General features: G+C 60.3%; 17 protein-coding genes. 8 read left to right on the top strand and 9 right to left on the bottom strand.

Annotated features, from left to right (window positions below):
* Nucleotides 1-93 precede the first annotated feature (93 nt).
* A complete protein-coding gene (locus F6S08_RS06330; RefSeq protein ID WP_003234086.1) occupies nt 94-972 on the bottom strand; it encodes a polysaccharide deacetylase family protein in 879 nt (292 codons plus the stop codon).
* Between the two features lie 11 nt (nt 973-983).
* Entirely contained in the window at nt 984-2,315 is a 1,332-nt protein-coding gene (locus F6S08_RS06325; protein ID WP_315871399.1) for an amidase, read from the bottom strand.
* Nucleotides 2,316-2,651: 336 nt separating this feature from the next.
* Between F6S08_RS06325 and F6S08_RS06320 the strand changes: the two genes are divergently transcribed.
* The 8 genes from F6S08_RS06320 (at nt 2,652) to F6S08_RS06285 (ending at nt 11,432) form a co-directional block, all read left to right on the top strand.
* A complete protein-coding gene (locus tag F6S08_RS06320; RefSeq protein WP_137211517.1) occupies nt 2,652-3,641 on the top strand; it encodes a GntR family transcriptional regulator in 990 nt (329 codons plus the stop codon).
* A gap of 120 nt (nt 3,642-3,761) precedes the next feature.
* Nucleotides 3,762-6,182, top strand: coding sequence for an endopeptidase La (gene lon, locus F6S08_RS06315; protein ID WP_065926590.1), 2,421 nt, complete (start codon nt 3,762-3,764; stop codon nt 6,180-6,182).
* A gap of 243 nt (nt 6,183-6,425) precedes the next feature.
* Nucleotides 6,426-6,815 (top strand): protease inhibitor I42 family protein, encoded by a 390-nt coding sequence (locus F6S08_RS06310; protein ID WP_065948899.1) that lies wholly within the window; start codon nt 6,426-6,428, stop codon nt 6,813-6,815.
* Between the two features lies 1 nt (nt 6,816).
* Entirely contained in the window at nt 6,817-7,473 is a 657-nt protein-coding gene (locus F6S08_RS06305; RefSeq protein ID WP_065926592.1) for a lysoplasmalogenase, read from the top strand.
* A 35-nt stretch (nt 7,474-7,508) separates the two neighbouring features.
* A complete protein-coding gene (gene cmoA / locus F6S08_RS06300) occupies nt 7,509-8,252 on the top strand; it encodes a carboxy-S-adenosyl-L-methionine synthase CmoA (RefSeq protein ID WP_065926593.1) in 744 nt (247 codons plus the stop codon).
* Nucleotides 8,249-9,205 (top strand): tRNA 5-methoxyuridine(34)/uridine 5-oxyacetic acid(34) synthase CmoB, encoded by a 957-nt coding sequence (cmoB, locus tag F6S08_RS06295; RefSeq protein WP_315871398.1) that lies wholly within the window; start codon nt 8,249-8,251, stop codon nt 9,203-9,205. The genes cmoA and cmoB overlap by 4 nt, the downstream gene beginning before the upstream one ends.
* 167 nt (nt 9,206-9,372) lie before the next feature.
* A complete protein-coding gene (locus tag F6S08_RS06290) occupies nt 9,373-10,668 on the top strand; it encodes an AAA family ATPase (protein ID WP_315871397.1) in 1,296 nt (431 codons plus the stop codon).
* Nucleotides 10,665-11,432 (top strand): retron system putative HNH endonuclease, encoded by a 768-nt coding sequence (locus F6S08_RS06285; RefSeq protein WP_315871396.1) that lies wholly within the window; start codon nt 10,665-10,667, stop codon nt 11,430-11,432. The genes F6S08_RS06290 and F6S08_RS06285 overlap by 4 nt, the downstream gene beginning before the upstream one ends.
* An 8-nt stretch (nt 11,433-11,440) precedes the next feature.
* On the opposite strand, the gene tadA is transcribed toward F6S08_RS06285, so the two are convergent.
* The 7 genes from tadA to lepB form a co-directional block, all read right to left on the bottom strand.
* Nucleotides 11,441-11,929: a tRNA adenosine(34) deaminase TadA gene (tadA, locus tag F6S08_RS06280; protein WP_315871395.1), complete on the bottom strand. Its 489-nt coding sequence runs from the start codon at nt 11,927-11,929 to the stop codon at nt 11,441-11,443.
* Nucleotides 11,929-13,311 carry a multicopper oxidase family protein gene (locus tag F6S08_RS06275; RefSeq protein WP_065949017.1) on the bottom strand — a complete coding sequence of 461 codons (1,383 nt, stop codon included), beginning with the start codon at nt 13,309-13,311 and terminating at the stop codon, nt 11,929-11,931. The genes tadA and F6S08_RS06275 overlap by 1 nt, the downstream gene beginning before the upstream one ends.
* A gap of 103 nt (nt 13,312-13,414) precedes the next feature.
* Entirely contained in the window at nt 13,415-14,158 is a 744-nt protein-coding gene (pdxJ, locus tag F6S08_RS06270) for a pyridoxine 5'-phosphate synthase (protein WP_027604659.1), read from the bottom strand.
* A gap of 52 nt (nt 14,159-14,210) precedes the next feature.
* A complete protein-coding gene (gene recO / locus F6S08_RS06265; protein ID WP_141156839.1) occupies nt 14,211-14,900 on the bottom strand; it encodes a DNA repair protein RecO in 690 nt (229 codons plus the stop codon).
* A 142-nt stretch (nt 14,901-15,042) separates the two neighbouring features.
* Nucleotides 15,043-15,945: a GTPase Era gene (gene era / locus F6S08_RS06260; RefSeq protein WP_027604661.1), complete on the bottom strand. Its 903-nt coding sequence runs from the start codon at nt 15,943-15,945 to the stop codon at nt 15,043-15,045.
* A complete protein-coding gene (rnc, locus tag F6S08_RS06255; RefSeq protein ID WP_027604662.1) occupies nt 15,938-16,627 on the bottom strand; it encodes a ribonuclease III in 690 nt (229 codons plus the stop codon). Before rnc ends, era begins: the two co-directional genes overlap by 8 nt.
* 147 nt (nt 16,628-16,774) lie before the next feature.
* Complete coding sequence (gene lepB / locus F6S08_RS06250) at nt 16,775-17,629, bottom strand: signal peptidase I (protein ID WP_027604663.1); 855 nt, start codon at nt 17,627-17,629, stop codon at nt 16,775-16,777.

Raw genomic sequence — 17,629 nt, 5'->3', positions numbered from 1 at the left:
CTCGCGAAAATCGTCAACGATGACGCGGGCATCCTGAATGCACGCGGTGCTCTCAGGCTTTTCGCGAGCAAGCTCGCTCCTACAGGGTTGGGATCAGGTACGCGGTTGGCGGCGGATAAAGTCGTCGGCGATTTCGTCGAAGGTGACGAAGCGCACGCCGGCATGGCTCTGGATGTGTTCGATCAAGCGTTCAAGCATCAGCAGCACTTGCGGGCGGCCGGACACGTCGGGATGGATGGTCATGGTGAATACCGCGTGTTCGTGCTCGCGGTAGACCCAGTCGAACTGGTCGCGCCACATTTCTTCGAGGTGGCGCGGGTTGACGAAGCCGTGGCTGTTGGGGGCTTTCTTGATGAACATCATCGGCGGCAGGTCGTCGAGGTACCAGTTGGCCGGGATCTCCACCAGATCGGTTTCTTCGCCGCGCACCAGGGGTTTCATCCAGGTGTCGGGGTGCTGGCTGTAGTCGATCTTGGTCCAGCTGTCGCCCTTGCGCACGTAGTAGGGATGGAAGTCGTTGTGCATCAGGCTGTGGTCGTACTTGATGCCTTTTTTCAGCAACAGCTCGTTGGTGACCTTGCTGAATTCCCACCACGGCGCGACGTAGCCGGTGGGGCGTTTGCCGGTGACTTGGGTGATCAACTCGATGGATTTATCGAGGACGATTTCTTCCTGCTCGGCGGTCATCGCAATCGGGTTTTCGTGGCTGTAGCCATGCACGCCGATTTCGTGGCCGGCGTCGGCCACGGCCTTCATCTGCTCGGGGAAGGTTTCCATCGAGTGGCCGGGGATAAACCAGGTGGTGCGCAGGCCGTAGCGCTCGAACAGTTTGAGCAGGCGCGGCGCACCGATTTCACCGGCGAACAGGCCGCGGGAGATGTCGTCGGGCGAGTCTTCGCCGCCATAGGAACCGAGCCAGCCGGCGACGGCGTCGACGTCGACGCCAAATGCACAGAGGATGTCTTTAGCCATGGTGTGTCTCCTTAAAAGTTAAGTACGGACTCGACGGACAAGGCCGCACGCAACAGCCGCGCGTCTTCTCCGCTCGGGGCGCTCAGCAGCAGCCCGGTGGGCAGGCCCTGGGCATCGCGGCCACTGGGTAAGCTGACGCCTGGCATGTCGAGAAAGCTGCCGGGCATGGTCAGGCGCAGGGTGGCGAGGTTGGTTTTGACGAACAGTTCGTCGTCGGCCTCAAGCGGTGCCAACGCCGGGGCGACATGGGCGACGGTGGGGGTGATCAGGATCGCGCCGTCAAGCGCGTCGAGCAGTTGCTGTTGCAGGCGACGGCGTGCGTCGGTCAGGTGGATCAACTGGCTGGCCGGCAATGCGCGCGCGGCTTCAAGGCGGCGGCGCACACGGGGGTCGAGGTGTTCGGCGTCAACACTGTCGAGCAGGTCCTGGTGCAGGGCGAAGGCTTCGAACGCGCCGAGCCAGCCTTGGTGCTTGATCAGGTCCAGGGTGGCCTGGAACGGGGTGCTTTCACGCTCTTCAATCAGCGCACCGTCCGCCTTCAGTCGCTCAACGGCGCGCAGCAGGTTGTTGCGCACGGCAGGCTCCACGTCAGCCAGCACACCCTGTTCCAACACAAAACGCTGCCCTTTCAGGCGACGGGCACTGTGCTGCCGGGCACGGCCATGGAGCAGGTCGTCGATGGCCAAGGCATCGCGCACGCTGCGGGTCAACGGGCCAAGGCTGTCGAGGGAACGGGCCAGGGGAAACACACCGTCGCGGCTGTAGCGTCGGCTGCTGCTGCGGTACCCCACCAGGCCGTTGAGCGCTGCCGGAATGCGGATGGAGCCAGCGGTGTCGGTGCCCATGGCGATCGGCACGATACCGGCCGCAACCGCCACCGCCGACCCGGACGACGAGCCGCCGGGAATGCGCGCCTGGTCCGTGCCATGAGGATTGTGCGGCGTGCCGAAATGCGGGTTCAGGCCCAAACCGGAATAGGCGAGTTCGCTGAGGTTGGTCTTGCCGACGCTGACCATCCCGGCACGGCACAACAGGCCCACGCTGGGGGCGTCGAGCAACGCGGCGGGCGCAGTACGGCGGTAAGCGGCGCCGGCGGTGGTGATGCTGCCGGCTACGTCGAACAGGTCTTTCCAGGCCAGGGGCACGCCATCGAACACGCTCAAGGGCTGGCCGGCACGCCACCGGGCGGCGGACGCTTCGGCTTCACGGCGGGCGCGCTCGGCGGTCAGGGCAATAAATACGCTGGTCGAGCGGCTCGCTTGATCGAGTGCCTGCTCAAGGACTTGCACCGGGTCGCTGCGACCGCTGGCGAAATCCTCGGCCAGTGAAGTGGCGTCTGACATCAGGGAAACCTCATAAAACGTACATATTAATAAAATGTACATTTTACAAAGGCAGCTTTCGTGCCAGTCTCTGCGTAGCGCTCTTGGCGCGATTACGCATTCTTACCCAGAGCTACAGGATAGATGGTGTTGATCGATGGAAAAAAATCTTGCGCTACGGTTACGAAGCGTCCTCAATGAAATAATGTATCTTTTATTAATAAGTACATTTTGGTGCAGAAAAGTAACATTCCTACATTCAAGGCCCCAAAAAAGTGCCACCGACGTGGCGCAGAGTGACAGGCGCAACTTATGAGAGAATCCCCGGCCATCGTCCTACATGCCTTTGAGAAATCGATGAAAGCAGTGTCCGCCTCGGCCTCCCGTTACGCGATGATTCACCAGGTGTTGCGCGACGCGATCGTCAATGGCACCGCCCGCCATGGCCTGGTATTGCTGGAAGCGCCCCTGGCCGAGCTGTTCGGCACCAGCCGCGTGCCGGTGCGCAAGGCGCTGGACCTGCTGCACGCTGAGGGCTTGATCTGCCGTTTCAACGGCCGGGGCTACCTGATCAACCCCGACGGCCTGGCCATGGAGCCGTTGCGCCTGCCCTTGAGCCATGGGCACCTGGGCCTCAATGGCGAGGCCGAACTGGTGGACACCCGGCCGCTGGGCGAGCGCATCGTCGAGGAAATCGGCGCGGCGCTGTCCACCTGTATCGCCTTTGGCCATTACCGCCTGGATGAGCAAGCCGCCGCCGACCACTACGGCGTCAGCCGCGCGGTGGTGCGTGAAGCGCTGATGCGCCTGCGCGACCGCGGCCTGGTGGAAAAAGAGCCCTATTCCCAATGGCTGGCGGGGCCCTTGACCGCGCGGGAAGTCACCGAAGATTACGAACTGCGCGCCTGCCTGGAACCCGAAGCCCTGCGCCAGAGTGCCCCGAACCTCGACCGCGACATGCTGGAAGCCATGCTGCAGCGCGTGCTGGATGCCCAGGACAGCCCCCAGTGCAGCCTGGAAGCCATCGAGCAGATCGAAGAGGACCTGCACCAGCACTGCCTGGCCGGCCTGCAAAACCGCAAGATTGCCGCGCTGATTCGCCAGGGCCAGAGCCCGATGATCATCAGCCGGATTTTTTACCGATTGCTGGGGATCGGCGCTGATCCGGCGATGCTTGCCGAACATCGATTGATTCTGGAGCTGCTGCTGCATGGCGCATTCGATGCGGCGGCGTTGAACCTGCGCGAGCATTTGCAGCGGGCGCGGCAGCGGATGTTGCAGCGCCTGAAAGTGCTCTCGGTGCTGCCAGAACAGCCACTCCCCACCTACCTCCACAAAATCAGCTGACCCATATTGACCAATGTCGCCGCAGTAATTTCCTGCAATATGTTGCTATCTCACCCCCACCATTGAAACCACTGCTGCCCCGCCCCATCTAAGCTGCATACTTCCTTATGCAGGTGCCCCATGAGCGACCAGCAAGAATTCCCTGATTACGACCTCAACGATTACGCCGACCCCGAAAACGCTGAAACCCCTTCGTCCAATACCGGCCTGGCCCTGCCTGGGCAAAACCTGCCGGACAAGGTCTACATCATCCCGATCCACAATCGGCCGTTCTTCCCGGCGCAAGTGCTGCCGGTGATCGTCAACGAAGAGCCGTGGGCCGAGACCCTGGAGCTGGTGAGCAAATCCGACCATCACTCCCTGGCCCTGTTCTTCATGGACACGCCGCCGGAAGATCCACGCCATTTCGACACCTCCGCCCTGCCGCTGTACGGCACCCTGGTGAAGGTGCACCACGCCAGCCGCGAGAACGGCAAGCTGCAATTCGTCGCCCAGGGCCTGACCCGCGTGCGGATCAAGACCTGGCTCAAGCACCACCGCCCACCGTACCTGGTGGAAGTGGAATACCCGCACCAGCCGAGCGAGCCGACCGACGAGGTCAAGGCCTACGGCATGGCGCTGATCAATGCGATCAAGGAACTGCTGCCGCTCAACCCGCTGTACAGCGAAGAGCTGAAGAACTACCTCAACCGCTTCAGCCCCAACGACCCGTCGCCCCTCACCGACTTCGCCGCCGCGCTGACCTCGGCCACAGGCAATGAGCTGCAGGAAGTGCTGGACTGCGTGCCGATGCTCAAGCGCATGGAAAAAGTCCTGCCGATGCTGCGCAAGGAGGTGGAAGTCGCGCGCCTGCAAAAAGAACTCTCCGCCGAGGTGAACCGCAAGATCGGCGAACACCAGCGCGAGTTCTTCCTCAAGGAACAGCTCAAGGTCATCCAGCAGGAACTGGGCCTGACCAAGGACGACCGCAGCGCCGACGTCGAACAGTTCGAGCAACGCCTGGAAGGCAAGGTGCTGCCGGCCCAGGCGAAAAAACGTATCGATGAAGAACTGAACAAACTGTCGATCCTCGAAACCGGCTCGCCGGAATACGCCGTCACGCGCAATTACCTGGACTGGGCCACCTCGGTGCCCTGGGGCGTGTATGGCGAGGACAAACTCGACCTCAAGCACGCACGCAAGGTGCTGGACAAGCACCATGCCGGCCTGGATGACATCAAGAGCCGCATCCTCGAGTTCCTCGCGGTGGGCGCCTATAAAGGCGAGGTCGCTGGCTCCATCGTGCTGCTGGTGGGCCCGCCGGGCGTGGGCAAGACCAGCGTGGGCAAGTCCATCGCCGAGTCCCTCGGGCGGCCGTTCTATCGCTTCAGCGTCGGCGGCATGCGCGACGAGGCCGAGATCAAGGGCCATCGCCGCACCTACATCGGCGCCCTGCCGGGCAAGCTGGTGCAGGCGCTCAAGGATGTGGAAGTGATGAACCCGGTGATCATGCTCGACGAGATCGACAAGATGGGCCAGAGCTTCCAGGGCGATCCGGCTTCGGCACTCCTGGAAACCCTCGACCCGGAGCAGAACGTCGAATTCCTCGACCACTACCTGGACCTGCGCCTGGACCTGTCCAAGGTGCTGTTCGTGTGCACCGCCAACACCCTGGACTCGATTCCCGGCCCGCTGCTGGACCGTATGGAAGTGATTCGCCTGTCGGGCTATATCACCGAAGAAAAAGTCGCCATCGCCAAACGCCACCTGTGGCCAAAACAGCTGGAAAAAGCCGGCGTTTCGAAAAACAGCCTGAGCATCAGTGACGGCGCCCTGCGCGCACTGATCGACGGGTACGCCCGTGAAGCCGGGGTGCGCCAGCTGGAGAAACAACTGGGCAAACTGGTGCGCAAGGCGGTGGTCAAGCTGCTGGACGAACCGAACTCGGTGATCAAGATCGGCAACAAGGACCTGGAAAGCTCCCTCGGCATGCCGGTGTTCCGCAACGAACAGGTGCTGTCGGGTACCGGCGTGATCACCGGCCTGGCCTGGACCAGCATGGGTGGCGCGACCCTGCCGATCGAGGCGACCCGTATCCACACCCTCAATCGCGGCTTCAAGCTCACCGGGCAGCTGGGTGAGGTGATGAAAGAGTCCGCCGAAATCGCCTACAGCTACATCAGCTCCAACCTGAAGTCGTTTGGCGGCGATCCGAAGTTCTTCGACGAAGCCTTCGTGCACTTGCACGTACCGGAAGGCGCCACGCCGAAGGACGGCCCGAGCGCCGGGGTGACCATGGCCAGCGCGCTGCTGTCCCTGGCGCGCAATCAAGCGCCGAAAAAAGGCGTGGCCATGACCGGCGAACTGACGTTGACCGGGCATGTGCTGCCGATTGGCGGGGTACGCGAGAAGGTGATTGCGGCGCGCCGCCAGAAGATTCACGAGCTGATTTTGCCGGAGCCCAATCGCGGCAGTTTTGAAGAGTTGCCGGAGTACCTGAAGGAGGGCATGACCGTGCACTTTGCCAAGCGCTTTGCGGATGTGGCGAAGGTGCTCTTCTGATACCTCATTAGCCCGAGTGGGCCCCTGTGGTGAGCAGGCTTGCCCTGCGTTGGGCTGCGCAGCAGCCCCGAAACTGACGACCCTGTTCTTTCAGAAAGAATGGGGGTCTTTTTAAGAGGGGCTGCTTCGCAGCCCAACGCAGGGCAAGCCTGCTCGCCACAAACGGCACCCGGCAGCCCTCTTGTCACACCTTGTCTCATCTTCGGTTATGCTCGGTCTTCGTCGCCAAACAACGGAGCCCCCATGATCGCCGCCCGCCTGCTTCTCCCCCTGAGCCTTTGCCTGCTCGCCGCCTGCGCCAGTGCGCCGAAGCAAAACGTCACCGTGGACAACCAGAGCGCCTGCCCGCTGCAACTCAAGACCGGGCAAAACCTGATCCTCACCCTGCCGAGCAACCCCACCACCGGCTACCGCTGGGCCATCCAGGATTCCGCCGGCGGCGTATTGCGGGCCCGGGGCCCCGAGGTGTACAGCAGCTCGGAATCCGGTGTAATCGGCGGCGGCGGCCAGTCCACCTGGCGCTTCCAGGCATTCACGGCCGGCCAGGGTCGTTTGCGCCTGACCTCCCAGCAACCCTGGGAACCGGAAGCCGAGCCCGCAGAGACCTTCGATTGCGCCATTACGGTGAACTGATATGCCATGGCTGATTCTTGCGTTGATGGGCGCAGGCACCTTTATCTACGGCCTGAGCACCCATGCCACGTTGCTGTGCCTGCTGGTCAAGCCGCTGCCGGTGCTGGCGCTGCTGGGTTGGCTGCATGATGCGCCGCCGACCGACTATCGACGCTGGATCAGCCTCGGGCTGATTTTTTCCCTGGTCGGCGATGTATTGCTGGCCTGGCCGGGCGACCTGTTTATCTTCGGCCTCGGCGCTTTCCTGTGTGCCCACCTGGCCTATCTCAGAGCCTATTTCAGCGACTGCCGCCGTCTGGCGCTGCTGCCGTTGGCGTTGGCGCTGGGCGTGGGCGCGATCCTGCTGGGCATCCTGATCTCCCACGGTCTTGGCGAACTGCTGGTACCGGTGGTGATTTACGCACTGGTGATCAGCGCCATGCTCTGGCGCGCGCTGGCACGTGTGGGCAGCGATGTACCGAAACGCTCGGCGCTGCTGGCGGCGGCGGGCGCGGTGTCGTTTGTGTTTTCCGACACGCTGATCGGCATCAATCGGTTTGTGCTGTCATTCGACGCCGCGCCGTATTTGTTGATCGTCACCTACTGGCTCGGACAGTGGGGCATCACCGCCTCGGCTTTCCATCAGACAACCCGCGCACACGAGGGCCAACTTGGCTAAAATGCCGGCCTTTCCCCTTCGTCGCCGGAACAACCGTGAGCAAAGAACCCGATCGCCTATTCGCCCAGCCCCTGCCCCAGGTGCCGGACTTCGCCTTTAACGAGGACGTGGTGCGGGTGTTCCCGGACATGATCAAGCGTTCGGTGCCCGGTTACCCGACGATTGTCGAAAACCTCGGCGTGCTTGCAGCGCAGTTTGCCCAACCACACAGCGTGCTCTACGACCTGGGCTCGTCCCTGGGAGCGGTGACCCAGGCCTTGCGCCGTCATGTGCGCACCGACGGTTGCCGCGTGATCGCGGTGGATAACTCGGCGGCCATGGTCGAGCGCTGCCGCGAATACCTCAATGGCCAGGACTCGATGTTCCAGGAGCTGCTGCCGGTCGAGGTGATCGACGGCGACATCCTCGCGCTGCAGTTCCAACCGGCCTCGGTGGTGGCGTTGAACTTCACCCTGCAATTTATCGCCCCGGATGAGCGCCTGGCGTTACTCGGGCGTATCCGCCAGTCGTTATTGCCCGGCGGCGCACTGATCCTTTCGGAAAAGCTGCGCTTCAACGACCTGGAAGAACATGCGCTGCTCACCGACCTGCATATCGCGTTCAAACGCGCCAACGGCTACAGCGAACTGGAAATCGCCCAGAAGCGCAGCGCCATCGAAAACGTCATGAAGCCCGACAGCCTCGAAGAACACCGCGAACGCCTGCTGGCGGCCGGGTTTTCGAAAGTCGTGCCGTGGTTCCAGTGTCTTAACTTTGCCTCGTTGATTGCCTTGCCATGATTGATCTGTCCCCCCTCGCCCGCCATCTGGTCGGTACCCCCCTGGCTGTATGGGCCCAAGGCCTGCAAGCGCAGCTCGATAGCAAGATGGAAAAGGGTCATGGCGACCTGGAGCGTTGGCAGAGTGCCCTGGACGCGCTGCCCAAGATCCAGCCCAGTGAAGTCGACTTGCTCAATGGCCTGGTGCTGGACACCGATTGCGACGACGCCACCCGCGCGCAGATGCACACCGCGCTGATGGGCTTGAGCCCGTGGCGCAAGGGCCCGTTCCACCTGTTCGGCGTGCATGTGGACACCGAATGGCGCTCGGACTGGAAGTGGTCGCGTGTGGCCCCGCACCTGGACCTGAAGGGCAAGCGCATTCTCGATGTCGGTTGCGGCAACGGTTACTACATGTGGCGCATGCTCGGCGCCGGGGCCGACAGCGTGATTGGCGTCGACCCGAACTGGCTGTTCTTCTGCCAGTTCCAGGCCGTACAGCGTTACCTGTCCGAACCCAAGGCCTGGCACCTACCGTTCCCGTTTGAAGACCTGCCGGCGAACCTGGAAGGCTTCGACACGGTGTTTTCCATGGGGGTGTTCTATCACCGCCGCTCGCCGATCGAGCATTTGCTGGCGCTGAAGGACACCTTGGTCAAGGGCGGCGAACTGGTCCTGGAAACCTTGGTGGTGGAAGGCGACCAGCAACAGGTGCTGGTGCCGGAAGACCGTTATGCGCAGATGCGTAACGTGTGGTTCCTGCCCTCAGTGCCGGCGTTGATGCTGTGGCTGCGGCGTGCCGGGTTCAGTGATGTGAGGTGCGTGGATGTGAGCGTGACCACGGTGGAGGAACAGCGCGGGACGGCGTGGATGAAGTATCAGTCCCTCAGCGACTTCCTCGATCCACAGGATCACAGCAAGACGATTGAAGGGCTGCCGGCACCGATGCGGGCGGTGATCATCGCCAGGAAGTAAGTTTTCCGTCTTGTTATGACTACCTAAGCGACAGTTGTAAAAAACGCTCAAAACCTTTTGTGAAATTCTGATAGTTTCGTACAGGTCAGATGAGTCAACAGGGCGTAACAGAGATAGGAAAAAACGCGAAATATCGCGATATCGTATACATACAGGGGACGTTCATCGTGAAAATAAAAGAGCTGACACTGACAAGTTATCGTCGTTTCAGTGATTTCAAAATAGACTTCCACCCCCAAATCACGGTGTTAGTAGCACGTAATGGGGCGGGTAAATCGAGCGTATTGGACGCTCTTGCAACAGCATTTGGCCTTTTTCTTTCGCGGCTTCCCGGCGTATCCGGCATAAATCCTCGGGATGCAGACTTTCAGGTAAATCCCGACGGAAGCAAACCCCCTTACATGCGAATCAAATGTGAAAGCACCGAGGGATTGTTGTGGGATCGGACCGAAAAACGAGACCAAAGTAAAAAAACAGCTCAGCAGATTCCACCAGCTGTCGGGCAAAAAACACTCATGGACCATGCAGATCAATTTATTGATGCCACCAATGAGGGGCGAGACTTCGCATTACCAGTATTTATCTATTACGGTACCGGCAGGGGCGTTTTCGGCGTACCGCAACGCAAGAAAGACTTCAAAAAGACATTCAACCGATTTGACGCTTTTGATGGCGCACTGCAGAGCCAGACTAATTTTAAACGCTTCATTGAATACTTCTACTATCTAGAAGACCGCGAAACGCAGGTACATAAATCTCAACGCTCATTTGATTTCGAACAACCTGAACTAAGAGCGATTCGAATGGCAATTAAACGGTTGATGCCAGGTTTCAGCAATCCTCGTGGCGTTTATCCCGCAGGTCTTATGGTGGACTGGTCAGTGGACGGCGTAATAAAGCCACTGCGTATCGAGCAACTAAGCGATGGTTATCGCACCACGTTAGCAATGGTAATGGATATTGCAGCCCGCATGGCGGAAGCCAATCCTAATAGGCCCGACCCTCTAAACACCGAGGGCGTCATACTTATTGACGAAATAGATCTGCATCTACATCCTGGTTGGCAGCAGACCATTTTACCGGACCTGATTGAAACATTTCCAAATATTCAGTTTATTGCCACTACCCACAGCCCTCAGGTGGTAAGCACAGTTCCCGCCGAGTCTCTACGCGTCATTGACTGGATTGGCGATAAACCACAAGTTCTTTCCGTCGAGTTTTCCGAAGGCGCGGAGGCCCAACAGATGCTCAAAGATGTACTGGGCGTGCATCCAAGATCGCCCAGGGTGGAAATCGTAGGTGATTTGGAGGAATATCAGCGTTTGGTTGCCAATGACCAATGGGATACGCCTGAGGGAAGGATACTGAAACAAAAGTTGGATGAGTGGGGAGCAGAATATGAACCTGAGCTTATACGACTGCAGATGGATATCCGACTAAAGGAAATGGACTTGAAAAAATGAAAAAAACCCTAAAGGATATCGTGACACCTCCACTATTAGAGGCTTACATAAAAACGAAGCCACAAAACGAATGGAATCAATTCACGAAAAACTCTACGCGCCGTGACCAAGTCCACAAAGCACTGAGATCAGATCAAGGCAGTGTATGTGCCTATTGCGAAATCGACTTAATACCAGCGACCAGTACAGGGTCGGCGGACTTCAGGGTTGAACATTTCCACCCAAAATCCGACAAAACCACGACTCGCAATTGGGGACTAGAGTGGAACAACCTCATGGCAGTTTGCCACGGAGGCTCCAGAAAAGATGTCGTAGATGCCAAAGCACGTCATACAAAGCCTTATACATGCGACGTCCCCAAAGCAAACAATATTTGGGATGATGTTATCCTAAACCCCCTTAATCTCAAGTCTGGCCCGTGCCTCTTCAAATTTGACCGAAGCACAGGGGCTATTTCTGTGGATGTTAGTAACTGCGCTCAATCCATTATTGATCCAGCCAGAGTACAAACCACCATCGACAAGCTCAATCTTGATAGCCCTAGGCTTCAAAACATGCGCAGAGTCGCACTCAACACAATTAATGAAAGCTTCACAAAATACGTTAACTCTGGCATCTCGGACGAACACACTAGGGCTGCTCTCGCCAGGATATTCATGAGAAGGGATAAAAATAATAATTGGCAGCCATTCTTCTCGGCAATCCGCGGCTATCTTGGAGACGCTGCGGAAGACCAGCTAAAAGCAGATAGCTTCGAGGGCTGAAGTGTATTTTAACGCTGTCGGCGGGCCTTGAAGAATTCGCTCAAGACGGTTCCACACTCTTCAGCCAGCACCCCGCCTTCAAACAACACCCGATGATTCAGAAACTCCTGGGTAAAAAACTGCCCCTGGCTTTGCACGATCCCCGCTTTCGGCTCAAGCGCGCCATACACCACCCGCGCAATCCGCGAATGCACGATCAGCCCGGCGCACATGCTGCACGGTTCCAGGGTCACGTACAGCGTACTGCCCGGCAGGCGGTAGTTGCTGACAGCCTGCGCAGCGGCGCGAATGGCGACCATTTCGGCATGGGCGCTGGGGTCATTGCCGCTGATCGGGCAGTTGAAGCCGCGGCCGATGATTTCACCGTCCTGCACCAGCACCGCGCCCACCGGCACTTCGCCCAGCGCCGCGCCTTGGGCGGCAAGCGCCAGGGCTTCGCGCATGAAATCCTGATCGCGGCTGCGGTCGATAATCGCCGTGGGGCGAAACTGGCGCATCACGCCACCTCGATGGCGGCCATCAGGCCGGTTTCCATGTGGTCGATCACATGGCAATGGAACATCCACACCCCTGGGTTATCCGCCACCAAGGCCACTCGAGCACGTTCGTTCTTGCCCAGCAGGTAAGTGTCGGTGAAGTACGGGATCACCTTATGGCGGTTCGAGGCGATCACCTTGAAGCTCATGCCGTGCAGGTGGATCGGGTGCTGGTACTGGGTCATGTTCTTAAATTCGAAAATGTAGCTCTTGCCTTTTTCCAGCTTGGCAATCGGGCGGTCGGCGCAGGTCTTGTCGGTGATGTCCCAGGCCTGGCCGTTGATCTGCCACAGGCTCGGCGGCTTGCCATTATCGACATTCACCGACACTGAACCGACCCACTCGAAATTGAAGTTGAGTTTCTCCGCATTGGCCAGGTCCGGCTCGGCAATCGGGTTGGCGGGCAATGCCGGGGGCCATTCGGTCGGTGCATCGGCGTTGACGACTGAGCGGAAAGTGCCCAGGCGCACCGGGCCGTTGCGGATCGACAGTTCTTCACCCGCCGGCGGCGCCTTGATCGCCAGGCAGATACGCATGCCCGGACCCAGCCAGTATTCCTTGCCCAGCGGGCGCGGTTCGACAGGGTTGCCGTCCAGGGCGTAGATCTGCGCTTCGACGTCGGGGATGTTGATGCGATAGGTCAGGGTGTTGTCGAGGTTGAGCAGGCGCACACGGGTGATCTGCCCGGCAGGCAGGTCGATCACCGCCTGGGATACGCCATTGATGGTCGACAACCGCCCGGCCGTGCCCCCGCGCGCGGCCTCACGGGGAATGCTGAAGGCGACAAAGGCGCCCTCTTCGTCCACATGCCAGCTCTTCAGGCTCAGGGTGCGTTCGTGCTTGAACCCGGTGGGTTCGCGTTCTTCGATAATCAGCGGGCCGACCAGGCCGCGGCCGAGTTCTTCGCTGCTGTTCACATGGGGGTGGTACCAGTAGCTGCCGGCGTCGGGCACGCGGAATGTGTAGTCGAAGTATTCGCCGGGCAGCACCGGCAATTGCGAGACGTAGGGCACGCCGTCCATTTCCAGCGGCAGGCGGATGCCGTGCCAGTGGATCGTGGTGGCGACCGGCAGGTGGTTGATAAAGCGCACCCGCAGCCACTCACCCTGGCGCACCCGCAACTCGGTGCCCGGTGCCGAAGGGCCGAAGGCCCAGGCCTGGGTCTTGTGCCCCGGCACCAGTTCTACGTCGAGCGGCGCGGCGATCAGTTCGTAATCATGCCCCGCTTCGGCTTCGGCGACTTTCCCCAGCCAGTAGCGGTAGGCGCCACCGGCACCGACGCCCACTACGGCCAGGCCGGCAAGACCACCCAGGATTTGTCGACGGGAAAAGGATCGGGACACAACAACCTCACGTATCTGCCGCAGGCGCAGGGCCTGCAAAGGGCGGATACGATACACCTGCATTGGCTAAACAGTAAGGCTTCGCATTGCCGCGGATCTGCGATCAGCGCTTGGCGGCCGCCAGGATCAGGGCTTTCATCTCGGCCACCGCGCCTTTGAAACCGACGAACAGCGCGTGGGCTACCAGCGCGTGGCCGATGTTCAGCTCGTTAATGCCCTTGATGGCAGCCACTGCTTCGACGTTGTGGTAGTGCAGGCCGTGGCCGGCGTTGACGATCAGGCCTTCATTGAGGCCGCAGTTCACACCGTCAATGATGCGCTGCAGTTCATCCGCCACTTCGGTCGGTGTGGTGGCGTCGGCGTAACGGCCGGTGTGCAGTTCGATGGCCGGCGCGCCGACACGGCGGGACGCTTCGATCTGACGTTCGTCGGCGTCGATGAACAGTGACACTTCGCTGCCGATCTTCGACAGGCGCTCCACCGCGGCCTTGATCCGCGCTTCCTGGCCGGCCACGTCGAGGCCGCCTTCGGTGGTCAGTTCCTGGCGGGTTTCCGGGACCAGGCAGATGTGCGCCGGGCGAATGCGCTCGGCGAAGGCCATCATTTCTTCGGTGACGCCCATCTCGAAGTTCATGCGGGTTTGCAACACGTCCTTGAGCAGCAGCACATCGCGCTCCTGGATGTGGCGGCGGTCTTCGCGCAGGTGCACGGTGATGCCGTCGGCACCCGCTTCTTCGGCGTCCAGCGCGGCCTTGACCGGGTCAGGGTAACGGGTGCCCCGGGCCTGGCGCAGGGTAGCGACGTGGTCGATGTTGACGCCAAGAAGAATGCGATTGCTGGTGGTCACGGAAGCGCTCCTGAAAAGGGGAAAGAAACGCTGCACAGCATACACGGGGATGTCAGGGCTTTCGAAACAACTCGCGACTGACCAGCGGCCGTCCGCCCAAGTGCACGGCCAGGGCCTGGCGCATCAAGCGCTTGGCGGCGGACAAGGCACCGGGGGCGCTCCAGTCGGCCTCGCTCATGGCCAGCAGCTCGGTGCCCTGGAACAGTCCCGGTTGCAGCAGGTACACACGCTCCAGGCCCGCATCCACCTGCAGGCGATACATGCCGTCGGCGGCGATGGGGTCGCCGTGCAGGTCGTTGTGCAGTTCGAAGCCGTAGCCCAGGTCGTCGAGCAGGCGCCATTCGAAGGCGCGCAACAGCGGCTCCAGGGGGCGGCCCTCGGCCAGGGCCAGCAAGGTGGCGGCGTAGTGATCGAAGACCGCCGGGTGCGGGTCTTCGGCGGGCAACAGGCGGATCAGCAGTTCATTAAGGTAGAGGCCGCTGAACAGTGCATCGCCATTGAGCCAGGCGGACGTGCCGACGCTTTCCAGGCGGCCGACGTTCTTCAACTCGCCCTTGCCGCGAAACTCCACGTCCAACGCCACGAAAGGTCGCGCCAATGTCCCCGCCTTGCCCCGCGCGCTGCGCAACACCGCGCGCAGGCGGCCTTGGGGCGTGAGGAAATCCACCAGCGCGCTGGTCTCGCGGTAGGCGCGGCTGTGCAGCACGTAGGCGAGTTGGCTGGTGGGTGGGGATTGGGACATGGGTTCTCTATCTTGAAAACAATACAAACCTAATGTGGGAGGGGGCTTGCCCCCGATGGCGGTGGCTCAGTCACTTATTTATTAACTGATCCACCGCTATCGGGGGCAAGCCCCCTCCCACATTTTTTGCCCTGCGGTGTCCTTACAGGTCGCCGTAGCCAAGGGAGCGTAACGCACGCTCATCATCGGACCAACCACCCTTAACCTTCACCCACAGGTTAAGCATGATCTTGGAATCGAACAGCAATTCCATGTCCTTGCGCGCTTCGGTGCCGATGCGTTTGATGCGCTCGCCCTTGTCGCCGATGATGATTTTCTTCTGGCCGTCACGTTCGACGAGGATCAGCGCATGGATATGCAGGGTCTTGCCCTGCTGCTTGAACTCTTCGATTTCAACGGTGATCTGGTACGGCAGCTCGGCGCCCATCTGGCGCATGATTTTCTCACGCACCAGTTCGGCGGCGAGGAAACGGCTGCTGCGGTCGGTGATCTGGTCTTCCGGGAAGAAGTGCTCGTTCTCCGGCAGGTAGCCGGCGATCACGCGCTCCAGGGCTTCGAGGTTGTGGCCGTGCTGGGCCGAGATCGGCATGATCTGGGCGTTCGGCAGTTGCTCCTGCAGCCAGCTCAGGTGCGGCATCAGCTCGGCTTTGTCTTCGATGCGGTCGGTCTTGTTCAACGCGACGATCAAAGGGCCGGTGACGTACTGCACACGCTCGAGAACCATCTGGTCTTCGTCGGTCCACTTGGTGCGGTCGACCACGAAGATCACCACGTCCACGTCTTTCAACGCCGCCGAGGCCGTCTTGTTCATGTAGCGATTAAGGGCTTTCTCGCCGCCCTTGTGCATGCCCGGGGTGTCGACGTAGACCGCTTGCACGCTGCCTTCGGTCTTGATGCCCAGCATGTTGTGGCGGGTGGTTTGCGGCTTGCGCGAGGTGATTGCAAGCTTCTGGCCGAGGATATGGTTCAGCAGCGTGGACTTGCCCACGTTCGGGCGGCCGACGATGGCAACATAGCCACAGCGTGTTGCGGTTGAATCAGTCATGGCCATTCTCCACGCCCAGGGCAATCAGTGCTGCAGCGGCCGCTACCTGTTCGGCAATGCGACGGCTCACACCCTGACCTCGGCTTTTTTCATTCAGTAAGGTGATTTCACATTCCACGAAGAACACGCGGCAATGGGGCTCACCCTGGATATCCACCACTTCGTAGCGTGGCAGGTCGCAACCGCGCGATTGCAGGAATTCCTGCAGTCGGGTCTTCGGATCCTTGTTGGTGTCGACCAGCGTGAGGCTTTCGATCTCGGAGGTCAGCCACGCGGTGACGCGCTCCTTGGCCGCTTCCATGCCTGCATCGAGGTAGATCGCGCCGATCAATGCCTCAAGCGCATCGGCCAGGATCGACTCACGGCGGAACCCGCCGCTCTTCAACTCACCGGAGCCGAGGCGCAGGTACTCACCCAGGCCAAAACCACGGGCCAGTACGGCCAGGGTCTCGCCCTTTACCAGGCGTGCGCGTAAACGCGACAGCTGGCCTTCACGGGCTTGGGGAAAGCGCTCGAACAGAGCTTCACCGGCGACGAAATTGAGGATGGCATCACCGAGGAATTCCAGGCGTTCGTTGTTACGCCCTGCAAAGCTGCGGTGTGTGAGGGCAAGGACCATCAATTCCTGATCCTTGAAGGTGTAGCCGAGCTGGCGCTCGAGACGACTTAGAGAAACGGTCACGGTTTACCCATATCTGTGTGGTGGCACCGGCGGCCATCGACGATTGACGCAGTGTTCAAATTCAAATCCTGGTTGGTATTGCACGGGGACGGGAAATGTCCAGGCCCCAGAAAAGCATTCGGCGCTGTGTGCACAGCGCCGCTTGTATTACTTGATCAGCCCGACCCGCGAGAAGTTCGGCAGGTGGCTGAGCTTGGGTTCCGGCCAGCTCATCCAGACCGCAAAGGCCTTGCCGACGATATTCTGGTCGGGAACCATGCCCAGCAGGTCCTTGGGAATGCTCGGGTCATCCCAGTAACGGCTGTCATTGGAGTTGTCGCGGTTGTCGCCCATCATGAAGTAGTGCCCGGCCGGCACTTTCCACTCACCATCAGGCATGGCACGGTAGCGGCTCATTTCCTTGCGGATTTCGTGCTCTACCGCACCGAGTTTTTCCTGGTACAGCTCGGCACTGCCCAGGCTGTTCGGTTCGGAACCGATCAGCTTCTCGGCCACCGACTCGCCGTTGATGAACAGACGCTTGTCGCTGGTGTAGCGAATCACGTCGCCCGGCAGGCCTACCACACGCTTGATGTAGTTGACGTTCGGGTCGCTCGGGTAGCGGAACACCATCACGTCGCCGCGCTGCGGATCACCGACTTCGATGACCTTCTTGTCGATCACCGGCAGGCGAATCCCGTAGGAGAACTTGTTCACCAGGATGAAATCGCCCACGTCCAGGGTAGGTTTCATCGAGCCCGACGGGATCTGAAACGGTTCCACCAGGAACGAGCGCAGCACCAGCACGATGAACAACACCGGGAAGAACGACTTGCCGTATTCAACCAGCAAGGGCTCTTTGTTCAGCTTCTCGATCACCATGCCATCGGGCTGGCTGACGCTGCCCTGATAGGACGCGATAGCCGCCCGCCGACGCGGGGCGAAGAACACCAGATCGAGCAACGCCAGGAGACCGCAAACGGCAACGGCGATGACCAGCAACAGCGGGAAATTTAGCGACAT

It is taken from the genome of Pseudomonas sp. JV449, from assembly GCF_032424295.1.
In the GTDB taxonomy this organism is placed as follows: domain Bacteria; phylum Pseudomonadota; class Gammaproteobacteria; order Pseudomonadales; family Pseudomonadaceae; genus Aquipseudomonas; species Aquipseudomonas marginalis.
Note: the sequence above shows the minus strand (reverse complement) of the source record. Positions and strands in the feature narration are given on the sequence as shown.

Coding starts and splice junctions, on each gene's coding strand:
- tadA (WP_315871395.1), bottom strand. CDS start 11,929: ATGCGCCAGTTTCGCCCCACGGCGATTATCGACCGCAGCCGCGATCAG.
- cmoB (WP_315871398.1), top strand. CDS start 8,249: ATGATTGATCTGTCCCCCCTCGCCCGCCATCTGGTCGGTACCCCCCTG.
- F6S08_RS06285 (WP_315871396.1), top strand. CDS start 10,665: ATGAAAAAAACCCTAAAGGATATCGTGACACCTCCACTATTAGAGGCT.
- F6S08_RS06325 (WP_315871399.1), bottom strand. CDS start 2,315: ATGTCAGACGCCACTTCACTGGCCGAGGATTTCGCCAGCGGTCGCAGC.
- era (WP_027604661.1), bottom strand. CDS start 15,945: ATGACTGATTCAACCGCAACACGCTGTGGCTATGTTGCCATCGTCGGC.
- F6S08_RS06310 (WP_065948899.1), top strand. CDS start 6,426: ATGATCGCCGCCCGCCTGCTTCTCCCCCTGAGCCTTTGCCTGCTCGCC.
- F6S08_RS06330 (WP_003234086.1), bottom strand. CDS start 972: ATGGCTAAAGACATCCTCTGTGCATTTGGCGTCGACGTCGACGCCGTC.
- F6S08_RS06320 (WP_137211517.1), top strand. CDS start 2,652: ATGAAAGCAGTGTCCGCCTCGGCCTCCCGTTACGCGATGATTCACCAG.
- recO (WP_141156839.1), bottom strand. CDS start 14,900: ATGTCCCAATCCCCACCCACCAGCCAACTCGCCTACGTGCTGCACAGC.
- lepB (WP_027604663.1), bottom strand. CDS start 17,629: ATGTCGCTAAATTTCCCGCTGTTGCTGGTCATCGCCGTTGCCGTTTGC.
- lon (WP_065926590.1), top strand. CDS start 3,762: ATGAGCGACCAGCAAGAATTCCCTGATTACGACCTCAACGATTACGCC.
- F6S08_RS06305 (WP_065926592.1), top strand. CDS start 6,817: ATGCCATGGCTGATTCTTGCGTTGATGGGCGCAGGCACCTTTATCTAC.